13 protein-coding genes are annotated in these 17,311 nt (G+C 49.3%); 9 read left to right on the top strand and 4 right to left on the bottom strand.

Going from position 1 to position 17,311, the window contains the following annotated elements; all coding sequences use genetic code 11:
- Positions 1-79: 79 nt before the first annotated feature.
- Entirely contained in the window at positions 80-2,371 is a 2,292-nt protein-coding gene (locus AK95_RS01765; protein WP_071218195.1) for a type IA DNA topoisomerase, read from the top strand.
- A 69-nt stretch (positions 2,372-2,440) separates the two neighbouring features.
- On the opposite strand, the gene AK95_RS01760 is transcribed toward AK95_RS01765, so the two are convergent.
- Both AK95_RS01760 and AK95_RS01755 read right to left on the bottom strand, forming a co-directional pair.
- On the bottom strand, positions 2,441-3,178 hold the full coding sequence (locus tag AK95_RS01760; protein ID WP_071218194.1) for an HAD family hydrolase: 738 nt from the start codon (positions 3,176-3,178) through the stop codon (positions 2,441-2,443).
- Positions 3,179-3,194: 16 nt separating this feature from the next.
- Positions 3,195-4,112 (bottom strand): ArsR/SmtB family transcription factor, encoded by a 918-nt coding sequence (locus AK95_RS01755; protein ID WP_071218193.1) that lies wholly within the window; start codon positions 4,110-4,112, stop codon positions 3,195-3,197.
- 129 nt (positions 4,113-4,241) lie between these two features.
- On the opposite strand from AK95_RS01755, the gene AK95_RS01750 reads away from it, so the two are divergent.
- The 6 genes from AK95_RS01750 to AK95_RS01725 all read left to right on the top strand — a co-directional run bounded on the left by AK95_RS01750 (position 4,242) and on the right by AK95_RS01725 (position 10,416).
- Positions 4,242-5,423 carry an MFS transporter gene (locus tag AK95_RS01750; protein WP_071218192.1) on the top strand — a complete coding sequence of 394 codons (1,182 nt, stop codon included), beginning with the start codon at positions 4,242-4,244 and terminating at the stop codon, positions 5,421-5,423.
- A gap of 82 nt (positions 5,424-5,505) precedes the next feature.
- The gene (locus tag AK95_RS01745) at positions 5,506-6,225 is read left to right on the top strand and encodes a phosphonate ABC transporter ATP-binding protein (RefSeq protein WP_071218191.1); all 720 of its coding nucleotides are present in this window, start codon (positions 5,506-5,508) and stop codon (positions 6,223-6,225) included.
- A gap of 52 nt (positions 6,226-6,277) precedes the next feature.
- Positions 6,278-7,612: a VCBS repeat-containing protein gene (locus AK95_RS01740; RefSeq protein ID WP_235612964.1), complete on the top strand. Its 1,335-nt coding sequence runs from the start codon at positions 6,278-6,280 to the stop codon at positions 7,610-7,612.
- A gap of 3 nt (positions 7,613-7,615) precedes the next feature.
- The gene (locus tag AK95_RS01735) at positions 7,616-8,314 is read left to right on the top strand and encodes a response regulator transcription factor (RefSeq protein WP_071218190.1); all 699 of its coding nucleotides are present in this window, start codon (positions 7,616-7,618) and stop codon (positions 8,312-8,314) included.
- Positions 8,311-9,762 carry a sensor histidine kinase gene (locus AK95_RS01730; protein ID WP_071218189.1) on the top strand — a complete coding sequence of 484 codons (1,452 nt, stop codon included), beginning with the start codon at positions 8,311-8,313 and terminating at the stop codon, positions 9,760-9,762. The genes AK95_RS01735 and AK95_RS01730 overlap by 4 nt, the downstream gene beginning before the upstream one ends.
- Before the next feature lie 126 nt (positions 9,763-9,888).
- Positions 9,889-10,416 (top strand): GNAT family N-acetyltransferase, encoded by a 528-nt coding sequence (locus tag AK95_RS01725; protein WP_235612963.1) that lies wholly within the window; start codon positions 9,889-9,891, stop codon positions 10,414-10,416.
- 154 nt (positions 10,417-10,570) lie between these two features.
- Here AK95_RS01725 and AK95_RS01720 read toward each other — a convergent pair whose 3' ends face one another.
- Positions 10,571-11,785, bottom strand: coding sequence for a glucose-1-phosphate adenylyltransferase (locus AK95_RS01720; protein ID WP_071218187.1), 1,215 nt, complete (start codon positions 11,783-11,785; stop codon positions 10,571-10,573).
- Positions 11,786-12,008: 223 nt separating this feature from the next.
- Between AK95_RS01720 and glgB the strand changes: the two genes are divergently transcribed.
- Together glgB and glgA are read left to right on the top strand one after the other, a co-directional pair.
- Positions 12,009-13,985, top strand: coding sequence for a 1,4-alpha-glucan branching protein GlgB (gene glgB, locus AK95_RS01715; protein WP_071218186.1), 1,977 nt, complete (start codon positions 12,009-12,011; stop codon positions 13,983-13,985).
- A complete protein-coding gene (gene glgA / locus AK95_RS01710) occupies positions 13,982-15,421 on the top strand; it encodes a glycogen synthase GlgA (protein WP_071218185.1) in 1,440 nt (479 codons plus the stop codon). Before glgB ends, glgA begins: the two co-directional genes overlap by 4 nt.
- A gap of 119 nt (positions 15,422-15,540) precedes the next feature.
- Here the strand turns inward: glgA and AK95_RS01705 are convergent, their stop codons facing one another.
- Positions 15,541-17,292 (bottom strand): alpha-glycosidase, encoded by a 1,752-nt coding sequence (locus tag AK95_RS01705; RefSeq protein WP_071218184.1) that lies wholly within the window; start codon positions 17,290-17,292, stop codon positions 15,541-15,543.
- Positions 17,293-17,311: the final 19 nt, after the last annotated feature.

The raw sequence follows: 17,311 nt of genomic DNA, 5'->3' as shown, positions 1-17,311 counted from the left end.
AAAAGGACTTCGCGAGAGCGAAGTCCTTTTTGGAGTTAGCCACCGCGCCATGGTTACTCATCGGGGAGGAGAATGTCATTTGAAAACGTTGGTCATTGCCGAAAAGCCGGATATGGGACGGAACATCGCTGCGGTCATCGAGCCGCGGGCCAAGAATAACCGTACATATCTTGAAGGTGAGCAATACATCATAACTTGGGCTATCGGACATCTGGTTGGGCTGGCGGAGCCGGATGCATATGATCCGAAGTACAAACGCTGGAATTTACGGGACCTGCCCATCATTCCGGAGCAATTCAAAATCATCCCGAATCCGAAAACTAAGGATCAGCTGAAGGTCATTGGAGAGGTCGCCAAGCGCTGCAGCCATATCGTAAACGCATGTGATGCGGGACGAGAAGGACAATATATTTTCGCTCTTATCCAACAACAATTAAAATTGAAACAGCCTGTAAAAAGACTATGGATTTCGGATTTAACGGCGGAAAGCATCGCCCGTGGGTTTGCGGAGCTGAAGGATGGGGTTGAATTCGAGAATTTAACGCAGGCTGCGCGTGCACGCAGTGAAGCCGATTGGTTGATCGGCATGAATGCTTCGCGTGCCTTTACGACCCGTCATCAGACTTTACTGTCGGTTGGGCGGGTCCAGACGCCGGTTCTGGCTCTGATCTATGACCGGCAGAAGGAAATTGAAGCCTTTGAATCGCAAACGTTCTACGACGTGAAGGCCATGTTCAAGCAAGAGCAGCTGGAGTATACCGGAACATGGCAGGGAGAGCGGCTGACCTCGCAAGAGAAAGCAGAAACGATTGCAGCCAAGGTTAATGGGAAGAATGGACTCATCACCAAATATGAAGTCAAAGAAACGAAAGAATATCCGTTTAAATTGTATGATTTGACCCTTCTTCAGCGTGAAGCCAATGCCAAATACGGATACTCTGCCAAAAAAACGCTGGATCTTGCGCAAGCGTTGTATGAGCGTCACAAGGTCATTTCATATCCGCGTACCAACTCCAATTACGTGAATGAACAGAATATCGAAGGCATGCACAAGGCACTTCACATGTTGAAATCGACCTCCTATAAATCGATGGCGGAAGGAGCGGATCCTAGCCGGGTGCACATGAATAATAAAGCGGTATGCAATCCCCAGCGGGTTGAGGATCACCATGCCATCTTGCCGACGTTAAAGCGTCCGGGCACGCTCAGCAATGAAGAGCAGCATATTTACGATCTGGTCATCATCCGGTTTCTCTCGCATTTTTACCCACCGGCCATGTACAAGCAGCATACGGTGCTTACCGAGGTCGAGGGCGAAACGTTCAAGACGGGAATTAAGGAACTGCTGTCGCTTGGCTGGAAGGTGCTGATTGCCCAGGATAAAGAGCAGAAGAAAGCCAAGTCTTCCAAGAAGGGAAAAGAGGACGAGGAAGAGGAGACCCAGGAATGGATCGACCGTTCCTTTGATCTGTCCCCCGATGAGCCGGTGCAGTGCAAGAAATCCGAAGTGAAAGAAAAGGCAACGCAGCCGCCTAAGAGTTACACGGAAGGAACGCTGCTGAAGGCGATGGAAAGTGCCGGAAAATCCATCGAGGATGAAGCGCTTCGGGATGCGATGAAAGACAGCGGGCTGGGAACGCCGGCTACCCGTGCAGCGACCATTGAACGCTTGAAGAAGGTCGGATACATTACGATGCAGGGCAAAAGGATCACGGTTACCCAAAAAGGGAGGACGGCGGTGGAGCTGATCCGTCATGCCGGCGTAGAATTACTTGCTTCGCCTGAGATGACGGGCCAATGGGAACGGCGTCTTCACCAAATATCCAAGGGCGAGGCTTCCGCCGATGTGTTCATGCAAAACGTGCAGAAGTTTACCATTTCGATCATCAATAAGGTATCCTCGCAGCGTCCCGCGCCTTCGTCGCTTTTCGGCGGAGATGAGGACAAGTCCAAAGGCAGAGGGAAGCGAAGCGCGGGAAAAGCTGCCGCTGCCCCACGCGACAAGGAAGAACGAGCGGCTAAACGGACTCCAAAATCCAATGCCGCTGCTTCAAACGAAACGTCGTCCGTACGTTCTTCATTAGGCCGATGCCCTAGACCCGGATGTGAAGGTCATATTATTGAAGGGCGCAAAGGTTATGGTTGTGCTAATTTCAAAACCGGCTGCAGCTATGTCATCTGGAAGGAATTTGCCGGTAAACAGGTTTCGCATGCGATGCTGAAATCCTTGCTGGTGCAAGGCAAGACCCAGGTATTATCCTTTAAAAACGAGGACGGCAGCACGTTTAAAGGCAGAATTGTCCTAGCTGCTGAAGGGAACGGAAAGCTTGCTGTTCAGGCAGAGGACTCGAGTGAAGCCGTGAAATCGTGAAACGGCAAAGTTAAATAAAAAAACCGAGCCATCAGGGATGCCATCCTTGATCGGTTCGGTTTATTTTGATTAATCCAAATGCTCTTCAATGACCTCGGGCACTTCGGTCAGCGCCGATACGGTATATAACACGTTATGCGGCTCCTGCTTCAGTTCGACCAGGTTATATTGCCATTCGCGCTGCTGTTTGATATAGATGCTGTTGATGCCGGCCGTCAGCGCCGGAACGACATCGGTGCGAAGCGAGTTGCCGATCATCCACGTATCGGAGCGGGAGAATGTCCCCATCGAGAGGATTTTTTCCAACGCCGCAATATTTTTATGCTGGCGAATGTAGATTCGGTCTTTGAAATAATCGGCCAGCTTCATCTGTTCGATTTTCCGTTTCTGAATCTGGGTCTCGCCTCCTGTGTAGAGATGGAGACAATGACCATCCTTCTGTAGCTTCTCGAGCGTCTCAACCATGCCGGGGTAGGCTTCGATTTCCTGCTCATATACACTGAGTCCTAATTCGTAGAGAAGCTCTTCTTCCTTGGGCGAGCTTTCTCTTCCATGTATGCGGCAGAAATAATGATACGTATCGATAAGGGATTGCGGGAAGTTCGCACTTGCAAATCCCAGCTTATCTATGCCGGCTACGTCGATCTCCATCTGCTTGGCTCGGATTTCTTCGGTAGTCAAGCCAACATGTTGAAACCATTCGGTCATCCACTCGAAGTAATCGCCAAGAATCAGATCGAAATATTTGTTGCAATGTATTAATGTGTCGTCCATGTCGAAGATAATATGCTGCGATGTTTTACTCATGGTTCACTCCTTCTTACTATGAAAGTCGAATGTATGACTCCAGGAACATCTGAAGTTCGGCAGCCCCATCCGGCCGCAGGCTGAATCTTTCGTTATTCTCGGATTTCAGATGGGAGCGCAGCAAGCCGGCTGCCCTCAATATCATCAGATGGTGCATCAGTTCCTCATAAGGCTGACCCAACTCGGACGCCATTTCGGACACGGCCTTCGGCTCATCGGCAATATATCGCAGGAGACGCAGGCGTTCCGGGTCCGCAAGCGCCTCGGTCATGCGGAGGAGAACGACGGGCGGCTCATCTTCCTCTTCTTCCGGGATATCGATCGGATACTGCAGCAGGAGTACGTTCTCATAGAAGCAATAGGTATTGATCGGCCGGAAATGCGTGCCCGGGAACAAGACTACGTTCTCCTGGGGCACGTCGTCGAGTATAACGCCGCTAGAAGCGTATTCGATTAAATTTTCGTCGTCCATTTTCGGAAGGAGCATTCGCTTCTCTTCGGCATCTTCTTCCAGGAGCTGGTACAGTTCAGGCTCCACTTCCGAGAAGTAGTGCTCATGCCACAACTTCATCAACGGTGTGTAGTTTTCTCGAATTCTAGATGTTTCATCCAGCGAGAGGGACGGCAAGTGCGGCAGAAGCAGGTCATGCAGCTCTTCCACGGCGGAAGATTCGACCCAATTCAGAAAATCAGGGATTTCAATGTGCTCTCCCCGAAGCATGATCAAGGCGTATAACACATCATAATCCGCAAGTGGCCATGAACGGGCTCGACTGAACTGGACACGAACAGGTTGAGGTAATCGCTCGTCCATCTCCGTTATCAGCTGTTTTCCGATATCCAGGTTATCGGTCCATTTCCTTGTTGCATATATCATGAAGCTGCCCAGCAGCTCGTAGACCATAGATACATCGATACTGACTTTATATTTCATTAACGGATACCCTCCCAATTGATGGCATTGTTATTATTATGGCTTGTATGGATTGGGCTTGTCCACTATAATGTTCATCTGATTGTTTAAATTCATCGTTTTTTCACATTAGAGGAGGACTATATTTCAGTGACAGAAGCTGTAACCCCCCGTCAGGGGAGAACTCATTATTTTATTTTAATTGCCGTCGTGATTGCGGCTGGTTTAAGCCAGGGACTGTTATTGCCGGTGCTGGCTATTTTTTTGGAACGGATGGGCATTTCATCCTCCATGAACGGATTGAACGCGGCGGCCTTGTATGTAGGCTCGTTTGCGATGACGCTTGTTGCGGAAAGACTTCTCGGCTGGGTCGGTTTCAAAAAACTGATCATTTCGGGACTGGTCCTGGTGATGCTGTCACTGGTCGCCTTTCCGCTGATTCCGAGCGTGGCCGTCTGGTTTGTACTGCGGGTGCTTGTGGGTATTGGGGACAGCGCTCTTCATTATGCGGCACAGCTATGGGTACTAATGATGTCAACGGCGAAGAACCGGGGGCGAAGCATATCCTTTTACGGCATGTCCTACGGTTTGGGATTCAGTATAGGACCGCTGGGCATTCCGCTGCTAAAGTATGGCGAAGCGGTACCGTTTATAATTCTGGCGGTGCTGTTCTTGTTCATTCTGCTGGTCGTGCTCTTTAAACTTCCGAACCTGAAGCCGGAAAAAAGCGAGAACGGGGAGCAGCAGCCGGCTGGACGCTATCTCAAAAGCTACCGCCTGGCCTGGTTTGCATTGATTCCCGCGTTTCTCTACGGCTACATGGAAGCAGGAATTAACAGCAACTTCCCGGTCTACGGTTTAAGAAGCGGATTTACATTGGGCGAAATATCAGCATTGCTTCCTTTTGTCGGCATCGGCGGTCTGGTGCTGCAGCTTCCGCTCGGCATTTGGAGTGATAAATTCGGCCGCAAACGGGTGCTGGCGATTGCCGGTATTGTGGGTGGATGCTGTTTCTTGCTCATTCCCGTGGCAGGAACGAATTTCTGGGCAACCTTAATATTGCTGACGCTGGCCGGCGGGCTGGTTGGTTCCTTCTTCTCGCTTGGTTTGGCTTATGCGGCGGATATCCTTCCCAGAGTGCTGCTGCCGGCTGCCAACGTCGTAGCTTCCTTCCACTTTAATGCGGGCAGCATAGCAGGTCCGAATGCCGGGGGCGCCATCATGGAAACGGGGTGGAACGGGGGGGTCTTCGTTCTGCTTGGAGGATTGTATATTCTGTTTGCGTGTACGGGATTATGGTTTAAAGTCAAAACTGCATCAACACAGGAATAGAACGTGTGTTCTCATGGCAATTGCTTTCGCTTTCTTCTAAACTAGAGAGTAGGAATATGCACTTGACGGGAGAGACGATAACATGATTAAAGTGGATCGGCTGAAGAAAACGATGGGTCCTGAACGCACACCGGTGTTAAAGGATATCACTTTTCAGATGGAGCACGGGGAAATGATCGGTCTGATCGGTGCTAGCGGAAGCGGGAAAAGCTTGTTAATGAGCTGTCTATCCATGCAGCAAAAATGGGACGGCGGCAAATTAACGATTGATGGCGAAGATATGATGAATCCTGCGGGAAAACGGAGAATTCGCCGGGAATGGGCTTATCTTGAGCAGAACCCGTCCTTGAATGTTAATCGAACGGCACTTAAGAATGTATTGATCGGACGATCCAGCCAAACACCGCTGTGGCGGATGGTAACCGGGATGGTCCGATCTGATGATTATATGGGGGCTATGGATACGATCGAGCACCTTGGGTTGTTGGACAAGGCCAAACGCAAGGCCGGCGAGTTAAGCGGCGGCGAGAAGCAGCGGATTGCTATTGCCCGCGCACTTGTGCATGGTGCCAAGGTGATTTTGGCGGACGAGCCGGTCACGGGACTTGATCCAGCCTCGGCCGAGCATGTATTGAAGACACTTAAAACCTTGTGCGAGGAAGAACGTCTAACCGTATTTACCGTGATACCCTTGGAGCTGGCCGAGAAGTACTGTACCCGGATCATGGGTCTATCCGGCGGAGAGCTGGCCGTGGATGTGACAGGGAGACGTTTAACCCATGGCGAGAAGTCAAGACTGTAATTATCGATCACCAAAGACGCCAGGTGAATGTATAGAAATGAGTTGATACTTATTGAAATATAGAGTGATGCAAGCCCTCTTGGCAGGCTTGTTACTATTGATCATAAGCGGCTGCACGTTTATTCAGGATCCGGTCTCCTTAATGAAGAAACCGGATTTGCCGACGGATAAAGCGACGCTGAATGGCGCTATCCAATCCGCGCTTCTGAAGAATAAGTTGGAAACCGGTGCCATTATCCGGCCGCGAAGTGACGTGGATAGCAGTTCCATCCGTATTCATGACCTGGACAATGACGGAATATTGGAAGCTGTCGTCTTCTATCAGACGCCGGACGACGAAGTGAAAATCCATGGCATGATCATGCAGCAGCAAGGCGACACATGGGTGAAGAAGCTGGATTTCGATGGAGAAGGGACGGTATTGGAGTCGTTTGATTTCGTCGATTTTACGAATGACGGCAAGGTCGACATCGTAGCCGGCTTCTCGCGCGGAGAAGAGGATCTTCAGAACCTGCTAGCCGTATATTCATTCTCCGGGGATTCACTTGAAAAAATACCGGCTTTGCCATATACACACTTTAATATCGGAGATATGAACGGTGACAAAATCAACGATATTACGGTTGTCTATCTTCAGCAGAAAGAGCTCTCGTATATCAGCACCTATCAATACGATAAATTCGAGGATGCCTTTGTCGAACTGAACAAGCTGGATCTGGGACCGAATATCGAAAGTTATTACAATGTTGTCGCAGGTAAAGTGGCCAAGGACAAAGAAGGTATCATCTTGGACGCATCGGTTGTATCCAACTCCTCTTATTCCAAGCTCATCATTATGGAGGATAACGAGTTTATTGACGTCCTCCAGGATGAATTGCTTACCTATAAGGAACTGCCTGTTGAGAGCGAAGATGTGAATGATGACGGTATTCTAGAGTTTGGTGTTCTTACGAGACCAAGCGGCTGGGAAGATCGGCTTATCCTGGATGAGATTCCGTTCTTCACCACGTACTTCCAGTGGGACGGAGAAGTACGGGAGAGCAACGAAAAAGAAGGGCTTCAATTCGTGCTCCAGCGGTACTACGATATGAACAATCGCTTCTATCTGGACTTTCCGCCCGACATGTACAATAAGATTACCATCACGCCGGAATCCAACAAAAATGCTTATTTAAACTTTGTCATGACCGATACGGGAGAGTCCGTTGCAGAGATTAAATTCTTTTCCACGGCCCAGTGGGGGAAAGCCGAATCCGATTGGGATATTTTGGTGAAGGAGAAGAACCGCGTCATTGCTTATCGCAGTCATGGTGATCTCAAACTGAGTAAAAAAGATAAAAAGCCAAGCAGCAATAATGTGGCTCCTATCGAAAGAAAGGGGAACTAGACCTTGAGTAAAGTGCTCATATTAGAAGATGAAGAATCTATTCGCAGTTTTATCGTCATTAATTTGAAACGAAACGGCTTTGAAGTCCTGGAGACTGGGGACGGCAACGAAGCCCTCCGTTTGCTGCAAACGACGCCAGATATCGATATCGCCTTGCTCGATGTCATGGTACCGGGGATTGACGGATTTGAAGTATGCCGCAGAATTCGGGAAACGAACGAGCGGATCGGCATTATTTTTCTGACGGCAAAAGTTCAGGAGCAGGATAAAGTGTATGCTCTCTCCGTCGGGGCCGATGACCACGTAAGCAAACCGTTTAGTCCAACGGAGTTAATCGCCAGATTGCAATCTCTGCTGCGGAGGGTCAATGTCCAGCGTGCGGGAGCCGCCAAGGTATCGTTTCAATCAGGCCCTTTTACACTGGATCTGATCTCCAAGCAGTTTAAGAAGAACGGGCAGCCGGTGGAACTGACGCCTACTGAATTTTCGCTGGTGCAGTTTTTCCTGGAGAAAGAAAACACGCCGCTTAGTCGTGATGTGCTGCTCGATCATGTATGGGGCAAAGAATATATGGGTGACCCCAAAATCGTGGACGTGAACATTCGGAGATTACGCCAAAAAATCGAAGGCAATCCTTCCGAGCCGGAATACCTCCAGACGGTATGGGGACACGGCTATAAATGGAAGGGTCAGGGACAATGATCATCAAAAAAGGCATTCGGCGGCAAATCGTGCTGCACTACTTCCTGGTAGTGTTCATCGCCTTGCTGCTGATTGAGGTTATATTTCTAATCGCTTTACGATCGTATTATTACGATACGGTATACAATCATATTGTGAATCATATAAATACCGCCAACGCTTTTTATCAGCCCTTCCGATTGACGTCAACGGACAACGTCAACCAGCTGAGTGAGATGATTCGTCATTTTGAATTGTATACAACGGAGCTTCAAATTTTGAATCCGGGTGGTCAAGTTCTCTCCACATCCACCGGTTTCGAAATAGAGCAGACCATCAAGACCAGTGATGTCACCCAAGCGCTTGCAGGCAATACGGGCCATTGGATTGGTAAGCAGCAAGGTACGGGGCAGATCGTAATGGCTGTATCTCAAGTTTCGAACGGATTTGAGAAAACGTACATTCTTCGCTATGTGACTTCGCTTGAGTTCATTAACGACAAGCTAATGAAAATCACGCTGTTTGCCGTCAGCATCGGTGGGGCCGTGCTAGCGCTCGTGCTTGCCTTCAGCATCGGGCTGGCCAACTCCATCGTAAAGCCGCTCAACAACATTACCACGGTATCGGCGCAGATGGCCAAGGGCAGGTTTAACGTGAGAATCAAAGGCGATTATAAATACGAGCTTGGTGAGCTGTCGTCAACCCTGAACTACATGGCGCAGGAGATTGTACGAAGCAATCAGGTAAAGGATGATTTTGTTTCATCCATTTCGCATGAGCTGCGGACTCCGCTCACAAGCATTAAGGGCTGGAGTGAAACGCTCGACTCCGGTGGCTATGATCCGGAAGAAACGAAGATCGGGATGCAGATAATAACCAAGGAAACCGATCGCTTGATCGGTCTGGTTGAAGAGCTGCTCGACTTCTCCAAGCTCCAGCAGAATGAGATGAAACTTGTGAAGGGTATCGTGAATCTACGGGAGCTTCTGCAGGAGATTATGCTCAATCTGTGGACGAAGGCCGAGAAGAAGGGCATCCAGATCAAACTGGAGACCGACGAAAAACCGATCCTCTACGGGGATGCCAACCGCTTGAAGCAGGTGTTTCTGAATATTGTGGACAATGCGATTAAATTCTCGCATGAGAACGGCGTGATCAACCTTTCCTTCGCTATGGAAGACAAGTTTGTTATCGTAACCGTGGAGGATCACGGTATTGGTATATCGGATGAACATCTGCGGCGGGTAAAGGACCGGTTCTTCCAGGTTAATCCGCTTAACGGTGGAACGGGCCTGGGCCTGGCGATTACGCAGCAGCTCATTGAGCTCCATGGAGGCACGATGGAGATGGAAAGCGAGCTCGGGCACGGAACATCCGTTATCGTCAAGCTGCCGCTGCCTGAAGGGAAAATACCGATGGCCGGCGGATTGGAGAACGGTGAGGAAGACGTAGCCGGACCGAACGTATGAGCCTTGCCGGGTTACCGGCAAGGCTTTTTCTTAAGAATACAGCATTGATACGTTTTCAGCGAAGCGTAAGCAATTCTGAAGCATAGGCTTCACGTTGTGGGGCCGTTTAAAAGGGGGAGAATGGAAGTGGGAAACACAGCAGCAACGTTTTCTACGGAGCAAGGTCTGTTTGAATTAAAAGCGGCTGAATCAGATCAGGCAGGGGAGATGCTGTCGCTTCTCAAGGAAGCGGCGGAGGTGATGGAGCAGCAAGGACGCAAGCAGTGGAGTCCATCGCTCTTTTCCTTGGACTTGATGGAGCAGTACCTGGCGGATCGAGAAGTGTTCATCCTGTGGCATAGAGACATGGCCGTCGGCATGTTCACGTTGCAGTATGGGGATCCGGCCTATTGGGGAGAGCGGGACGATCCGGCCTATGGTTATTTGCATCGGCTGACCGTACGCGCTTCCTATCGGGGACTGGAGCTGGGAACAAAGATGATTTCTTTTGCGGAATCGTATTTGTTATCCAAGGGTAAACAGGGTTTCAGGCTGGATTGCGTATCCCATCTGCCAACGCTGAATCAATTTTATCAGCGCCAAGGATTTCTGTTCGTGGCTAAGCAGGATATGGGTGGTCGCTTCGTGAATTTATATGAGAAGAGGTTTATGTAATCATTCTACCGTGTTACCAATCTATGTCGCATGCGCTTAAGACACAGTCAGCAGGGCACGATACATGAGAAAAAGCGATCCGTCACGGATCGCTTTTTTGTATAAAAGTCTGAAGGATTTATCTCAGAACTAATATTCTGTTGAAGAAACTTCTTTAAGATGAAGAGACATTCGCCCGCAAGCGTCCTTTTTCGTATACATCCTGAAGCAGTCGGGACGGTTGGGTACGAATGGTTGGTTTCGGGAGCACGGTCTCGTAAGGTCCAACGACCACAACGTTGCCGGGGGCTCCTTTTACAATCGCTCCATCCTTGATGAGCGCTCCTTCACCGATGATGGCATGCTCGATATGGACGCCCTTGCCGATTTTGGCATTCGGCATGACCACACTGTCCTTGACGATGGAGTATTTACCGATCTCCGCACCGCAGAATATAACGGAGCTCTTGGCTTTTCCTTCGAAGGTGCATTGGTCATGAATCAAGCAGTCGGTGTGTTCTGCATTGCGTGTCCGCGCTGCCGAAAGTTTGGTCTTCCATGCACGGGTGTACATGGGCCAATCGGATCTCTCCAGCACAAGCTCGTTTTGGCTAAGCACATCCATGTGGGCTTCCCAGAGGCTCTCTACGGTGCCTACATCGCGCCAGTAGCCCTGAAAGCGAAACGCAAGCAGCGACTCTTCTCCGGACAGCATCTTCGGGATGACATCCTTCCCGAAGTCATGGCTGGAATTGGGATCAGCTGCATCCTCAATGAGGTGCTGCTTCAGATAGTCCCAACGGAACAAATAAATGCCCATTGAGGCAAGGTTGCTTTGCGGTTCTGTCGGCTTTTCGGCAAATTCAATAATATTGAGATTGTCATCAACGCTCATGACGCCGAACCGGCTGGCGTCTTCCCAAGGGACTTCCATCACGGAGATCGTGGCTGGAGCCGCTTGTTTCATGTGAGCTTCAAGCATTTCGCGGTAATCCATCTGGTAAATATGGTCCCCGGATAGAATAAGGACATGTTCGGGATTTTGATCATCGATATATGGAATGTTTTTATAAATGGCGTCTGCTGTACCCAAGTATCCATCTTGGTGTGTGCTGTTGGATGGAAGCAGAGCAATGCCTTCGCGTCCTGTATGTGTTAGTCCCCAGGGTTCACCTTTACCGATATGTTCGTGTAATGATTCTGCCTCATATTGTGTAAGTACTCCAACCGTATCGATTCCGGAGTTCACACAATTGCTGAGAGGAAAATCGATTATACGATAATGTCCGCCAAAAGGAACGGCGGGTTTTGCCAGCTTGGACGTAAGGGGAGCTAATCGTTTACCCTCTCCACCGGCCAGAAGCATAGCAATACAGTCTTTTCTCTTCATCACGTTTCCCTCCCAATGTATTTTCACGTTGTACATTACATAAACGACATTCCCGGGGTTTGAAACGATTATATTGAAAAAGTGAATTGAAAATTACAAAATTATCTTTCATGGACATTTTTTATTTTCAACATGGTTAGAATGGGGTAATAGCACTAATAATATTGGATTTTTAAGAAAAAGCGGGTGACGATGATTGAACCAACCAGTTAGGGAAGGAAACATGACTCCGGAACAATTGTATTTATTTCATGAAGGAACCTGGTATCACAGTTACCAATGCATGGGCGCACACCGTGCAACTGAAGATGGAGAAGAAGGCGTGCGGTTTACGGTATGGGCTCCAAATGCAAGGCAGGTGGGCCTTGCCGGAGACTGGAACGGCTGGGACGGTTCCCAAGACACGTTATATAGGATACCCGATTCGGGAATTTGGAGTCGGTTTTTCCCTGGGATACAGACTGGAACTTATTACAAATATCATATCACCGGACCGTATGGAGAAACGTTCTTGAAGGCTGATCCATACGCGTTTCAAGCCGAAGTTCGACCTGCAACGGCATCGGTTGTGACCGATCTCTCTGGATATCATTGGCAAGATGCTGCTTGGAAAAGAAAGAACAAATCCCCCTACACCAAGCCGATGAACATTTATGAAATGCATTTTGGAACCTGGCGGCAAAAGGAGGACGGCTCGTTCTATACATACCGCGAACTGGCGGGCCAGCTGATTCCTTACTTGCTGGAGATGAGTTATACCCATGTGGAATTCATGCCCTTGGCTGAGCATCCGTATGATCTTTCATGGGGATATCAGGGAACCGGATTCTTTGCGCTGACCAGCAGATACGGAAGTCCTCATGATTTCATGTATCTTGTTGATCAGCTGCATCAAGCGGGTATCGGCGTGCTGCTCGACTGGGTGCCCGCACATTTTGCCAAGGATGCCCACGGGCTTCGGCTGTTTGACGGGGCGCCTCTTTATGAGTACGCAGATCCGCAAAAAGCAGAGAAACCGGGCTGGGGAACATTGTCTTTCGATTATGCCAAGCCAGAGGTGATTTCATTCCTCATCTCCAATGCCTTATTTTGGATGGATATGTATCATATTGATGGTCTTCGTGTTGACGCTGTGACAAGCATGATCCGGCTGGATTTTGAAAAGCGAGAAGGTCAGTACAGCCTTAATGAGTATGGTGGGGTGGAAAATCTCGAAGCGATATCCTTTCTGCAGGAATTGAATAAAGCCGTGTTTCGATATTACCCGAATGCCTTGATGATGGCCGAGGAATCCAGCGCATGGGCAGGGGTTACCGCACCCGTGCACGAGGGAGGTCTCGGGTTTAATTACAAATGGAATATGGGCTGGATGAATGACACGCTGTCCTATGTGGAGCAAGAATTCGATCAGCGGCCTACCCATCATAATTTACTAACATTTCCCATTTGTTATGCCTATTCAGAGAATTTTACATTACCGCTGTCCCACGATGAAGTAGTTCATGGGAAGAAATCACTGCTTAATAAAATGCCGGGGAGTTATGAACAGAAGTTTGCGGGACTCCGGATTTTGCTCGGATATCAGATCACCCAGCCCGGCAAGAAGCTGCTGTTTATGGGGGGCGAGTTCGGCCAGTTCATTGAATGGAAGGATCAGGAGCAGCTGGATTGGCTGCTGCTGGACTACGAAACCCACCGGAAGCAGCTGGCTTACACGTCAGCGTTAAACCGCATGTATGTGGAGGAGAAGGCGCTATGGGAGCAGGATCACAGGTGGGAAGGCTTTGAGTGGCTTAGCGCCGATGATCATGAGCAAAGTGTCCTATCGTACATGAGAATGGGCGCAAAACCTGGTGATACACTGATCATCGTCATTAATTTTCAGCCCCGGGCATATGACCAATATCGCATCGGCTTACCGAGATCGGGGCAGTACGTGGAAATATTGAATTCCGATCACACCGATTATGGCGGGTCCGGACTGGTTAATGACGAAGTCATGAAAGCGGAGAAAGTCGTCTGGCATGGCCAAACATACAGCCTCGAGATCAAGCTGCCTCCGCTGGGCATGGTGGTGTTAAAGAAAAAGCCGCGTTCCAGAAAGCCTCGGCCTCAAGAGGACGTTTCACTGAAGGCGGCAGCAGTAAAAGAAAAGACGGCACGAAAAACCAAGCAAAATCAAAGGGGGAAGCAGGATTGAAATTGTTATTTGCAGCCTCAGAATGTGGACCGTACATTAAAACAGGCGGATTGGCGGATGTGATCGCTGCTTTGCCTAAATCCCTTCGCGGCATGGGCGAGGATATTCGGGTGGTTCTGCCCAAGTATCGAGGAATTCCTGAGGACTATCGGGAGCGCATGACGCATGTAGGGGAAACCCGGGTTCGGGTAGGCTGGCGCGAGCAGTATTGCGGCATCGAGTCCCTGGTTGAGGACGGGGTCACGATCTATTTCATAGATAATGAATATTATTATGGCCGCGACGGCATTTACGGCTACATGGACGATGGCGAACGCTTTTCGTTCTTCAACCGCGCCGTCCTTGAGCTATTGCCGGTTATCGACTTTCAGCCGGACGTGCTTCACTGCCATGACTGGCATACGGCCATGATCCCTCTTCTCCTTGAAGATGTCTACCGTCATGATCCCTACTATGCGGGAATCCGAACCGTATTTACAATCCACAATTTGTTGTATCAAGGTGTATTTCCGTACGAGGTGCTGGTCGATCTGCTTGGAATCCACAGCCGCCATTTTACAGCGGAAGGCGTGGAATATTACGGAAACGTGAATTTCATGAAAGCGGGCATCGTCTATGCAGACCATGTAACGACGGTAAGCCCGACTTATGCCTCGGAGATTCAGACGGGTTATTACGGATACGGCCTCGACGGGCTTCTGTCAGCCCAAGGTTCGAGATTGAGCGGCATCGTGAATGGCATTGATACCAAGAGCTACAACCCGGCGACCGATCCGCATATCGCGATGAAGTACCGGAGCGGTCTGAATAAGAAAACGCAGAACAAAATTGCCCTGCAGGAAGAGTTGAATCTTCCCGTGGCACCGCATATTCCGTTGATGTCCATGGTGACGCGGCTGGTCGATTCGAAGGGACTCGATCTGGTCATTCGGATTCTGGATGAGCTACTCTACTACGATGAGATTCAATTTGTTGTCCTGGGGACGGGGGACCCTTCTTATGAACATTGGTTCCGGGAAGCGGCGAATCGGTATCCCAATAAAATGTCGGCCCAGATTCGCTTTAATGAACCGTTATCCCGGCGCTTCTACGCTGGCAGCGACCTGTTCCTGATGCCTTCCAAATTTGAACCGTGCGGTATCAGCCAACTTATCGCCATGCGGTACGGCAGTGTGCCGATTGTCCGCGAAACAGGCGGACTGAATGATACAATTCATGCATATAACGAATATACGGGGGAAGGGAACGGATTCTCCTTTAAGGATTACAATGCGCATGATATGATGAACACGATCCGGCGCGCGACCTCTATTTACCGCGTGCCTGAGCACTGGCGTAAAGTGAGCAAGAATGCGTTGGGCGGAGATTACAGCTGGAACGTCTCGGCCAAGGAATATCAGGAGATCTACCAGCAAATCACCAAATCTCATGCTTAAAAACGGTAACAAGAAACAGGGGTGCAAGGATAGCCGAATAACGCTGCTATCCCTTGCACCCCTATGCGCGTTAAAGCCCGCTATGGATTTTACGGTGTCAGTGGTTACATAAGATGGGTTTACGAATGTTTCAGTTGCCGGCATAAAATTCGATACGAGTATGGTTCCAAATCGATATGCATCGTACCGTTTACCGGTTTTACGGGATCCTTCGTCTCGGCATCAATCCAATCGGTCGTGACAATAGGATGCGAGATGGTCCGCTTCGAGTCGCAGTTGTTCATCCAGACGATAAAATGCATAGTCTCGTCCGCACGCTCGTACACAATGCAAGGATCATGGAGATTCGCTTGCAGGAAGCGGAAGCGTCCCTGTCTCAGCGCCTTATGCTTTTTTCGAAGCGCGATCATCCCTTGATAAAACTTATAGAGCTCTTGATTTCGTTTCTTAGGATCCCATTCCATGCATTTGCGGCAGTCAGGATCTCCGTCCCCTGTCAATCCGATTTCGTCGCCATAAAAGATGCACGGCGTTCCCATGAATGTAAACAGAAATACAACCGTGAGTTTCATACGACGGATATCTCCACCCACACGGGTAAGCAGCCGCGGCGTATCGTGGCTGCACAGCAGATTAAAGACCACTTCGTTGGTCTGCTGCGGATATCGCATCAGGATCGAGCCGATGCGGTTGGCAAACGTAAGCCCGTCCATGTTGCCATTGAAGAATTCCAGGACCTTATCGGCAAAAGGATAATTCATCACGGAATCAAACTGGTCACCCTGCAGCCAGATTAAGGAGTCCGACCACACCTCGCCCACGATATAAGCTTCAGGGTTGGCTTTCTTAACTACCTGTCTGAAATCCCGCCAAAAATGATGGTCAATTTCATTGGCAACATCCAGACGCCAGCCGTCGAGATTGATTTCCTTGATCCAATATTCGGCTACACCTAGCAAATACGCCTTCACTTCAGGATTGGCGGTATTGAATTTCGGCATATTTCCGAAAAAGCCGAAGGTGTCGTAGCTGGGAATGCCATCCTTGACCTCGCATGGAAACTGGTTCACATGAAACCATTCGGCATATCTGGATTTCTCCCCGTGCTTGAGCACGTCCTGAAAGGGAGGGAACTCCTCGCTGCAGTGATTGAATACCGCATCGAGAATCACTCGAATGCCTTTTGCGTGGCAAGAATCTACTACTTTTTTCAGCAACTCATTATCGCCAAAGTGCGGATCCACCTGTTTATAATCAACCGTGTCATATTTATGATTGGAGGGGGAGAGGAAAAGCGGAGTAAAATAAATGGCGTTTATGCCCAGATCAACGAGATCATCCAAATGATCCAGCACGCCCTGCAGATCACCGCCGAAGAAATTATCCACCTCCGGCTTGCCGCCCCAGACCTTGGTTTCTTCAGGATTGATGGCGGGGTTTCCGTTAGCAAAGCGCTCCGTCATAATTTGATAAAACACGGCTTCTTTGGCCCATTCCGGTACTTTGAATACATCGACTTCATGTATGTACGGAAATTCAAAGTAACCTGCAGGCGGATAAGGATAGTCCCATCCAATCCCGCTGTCCACCATATATACCGTTTCATCTCCGGCATGAATCCGAAAGCCGTAGGACAGTCTTTTGTATTTCGGCCTGACTCCGCATTCCCAGTAATCAAACATGTCATCCGAGGCGGCCTTTTCCATGGTGATCTCGAAGTACGTACGGTCCCAATCGTACTTGTCGCCGGTCATGGCAACAACAGAATCAATGTCGTTTTTCTTGGTTCGGATCCGAAGATGAATGGTTTTTGTATCATATGCGTAAGCCCATTTATCTCTTGGAACATGATACAGTGCTTCTAACAGCATGGTTACACCTCCTATATGA

Origin of the sequence: Paenibacillus sp. LC231, from assembly GCF_001860525.1 — a bacterium.
Lineage (GTDB): Bacteria > Bacillota > Bacilli > Paenibacillales > Paenibacillaceae > Paenibacillus_AQ.
The sequence above is the reverse complement of the archived record's forward strand: the minus strand, read 5'-3'. Positions and strand labels throughout refer to the sequence as shown.

What these genes read in the sequence shown, in the direction of transcription:
- AK95_RS01760 (WP_071218194.1), bottom strand. Translation starts at nt 3,178, where the DNA reads ATGAGTAAAACATCGCAGCATATTATCTTCGACATGGACGACACATTA.
- AK95_RS01755 (WP_071218193.1), bottom strand. Translation starts at nt 4,112, where the DNA reads ATGAAATATAAAGTCAGTATCGATGTATCTATGGTCTACGAGCTGCTG.
- AK95_RS01745 (WP_071218191.1), top strand. Translation starts at nt 5,506, where the DNA reads ATGATTAAAGTGGATCGGCTGAAGAAAACGATGGGTCCTGAACGCACA.
- AK95_RS01730 (WP_071218189.1), top strand. Translation starts at nt 8,311, where the DNA reads ATGATCATCAAAAAAGGCATTCGGCGGCAAATCGTGCTGCACTACTTC.
- AK95_RS01720 (WP_071218187.1), bottom strand. Translation starts at nt 11,785, where the DNA reads ATGAAGAGAAAAGACTGTATTGCTATGCTTCTGGCCGGTGGAGAGGGT.
- glgB (WP_071218186.1), top strand. Translation starts at nt 12,009, where the DNA reads ATGACTCCGGAACAATTGTATTTATTTCATGAAGGAACCTGGTATCAC.
- AK95_RS01705 (WP_071218184.1), bottom strand. Translation starts at nt 17,292, where the DNA reads ATGCTGTTAGAAGCACTGTATCATGTTCCAAGAGATAAATGGGCTTAC.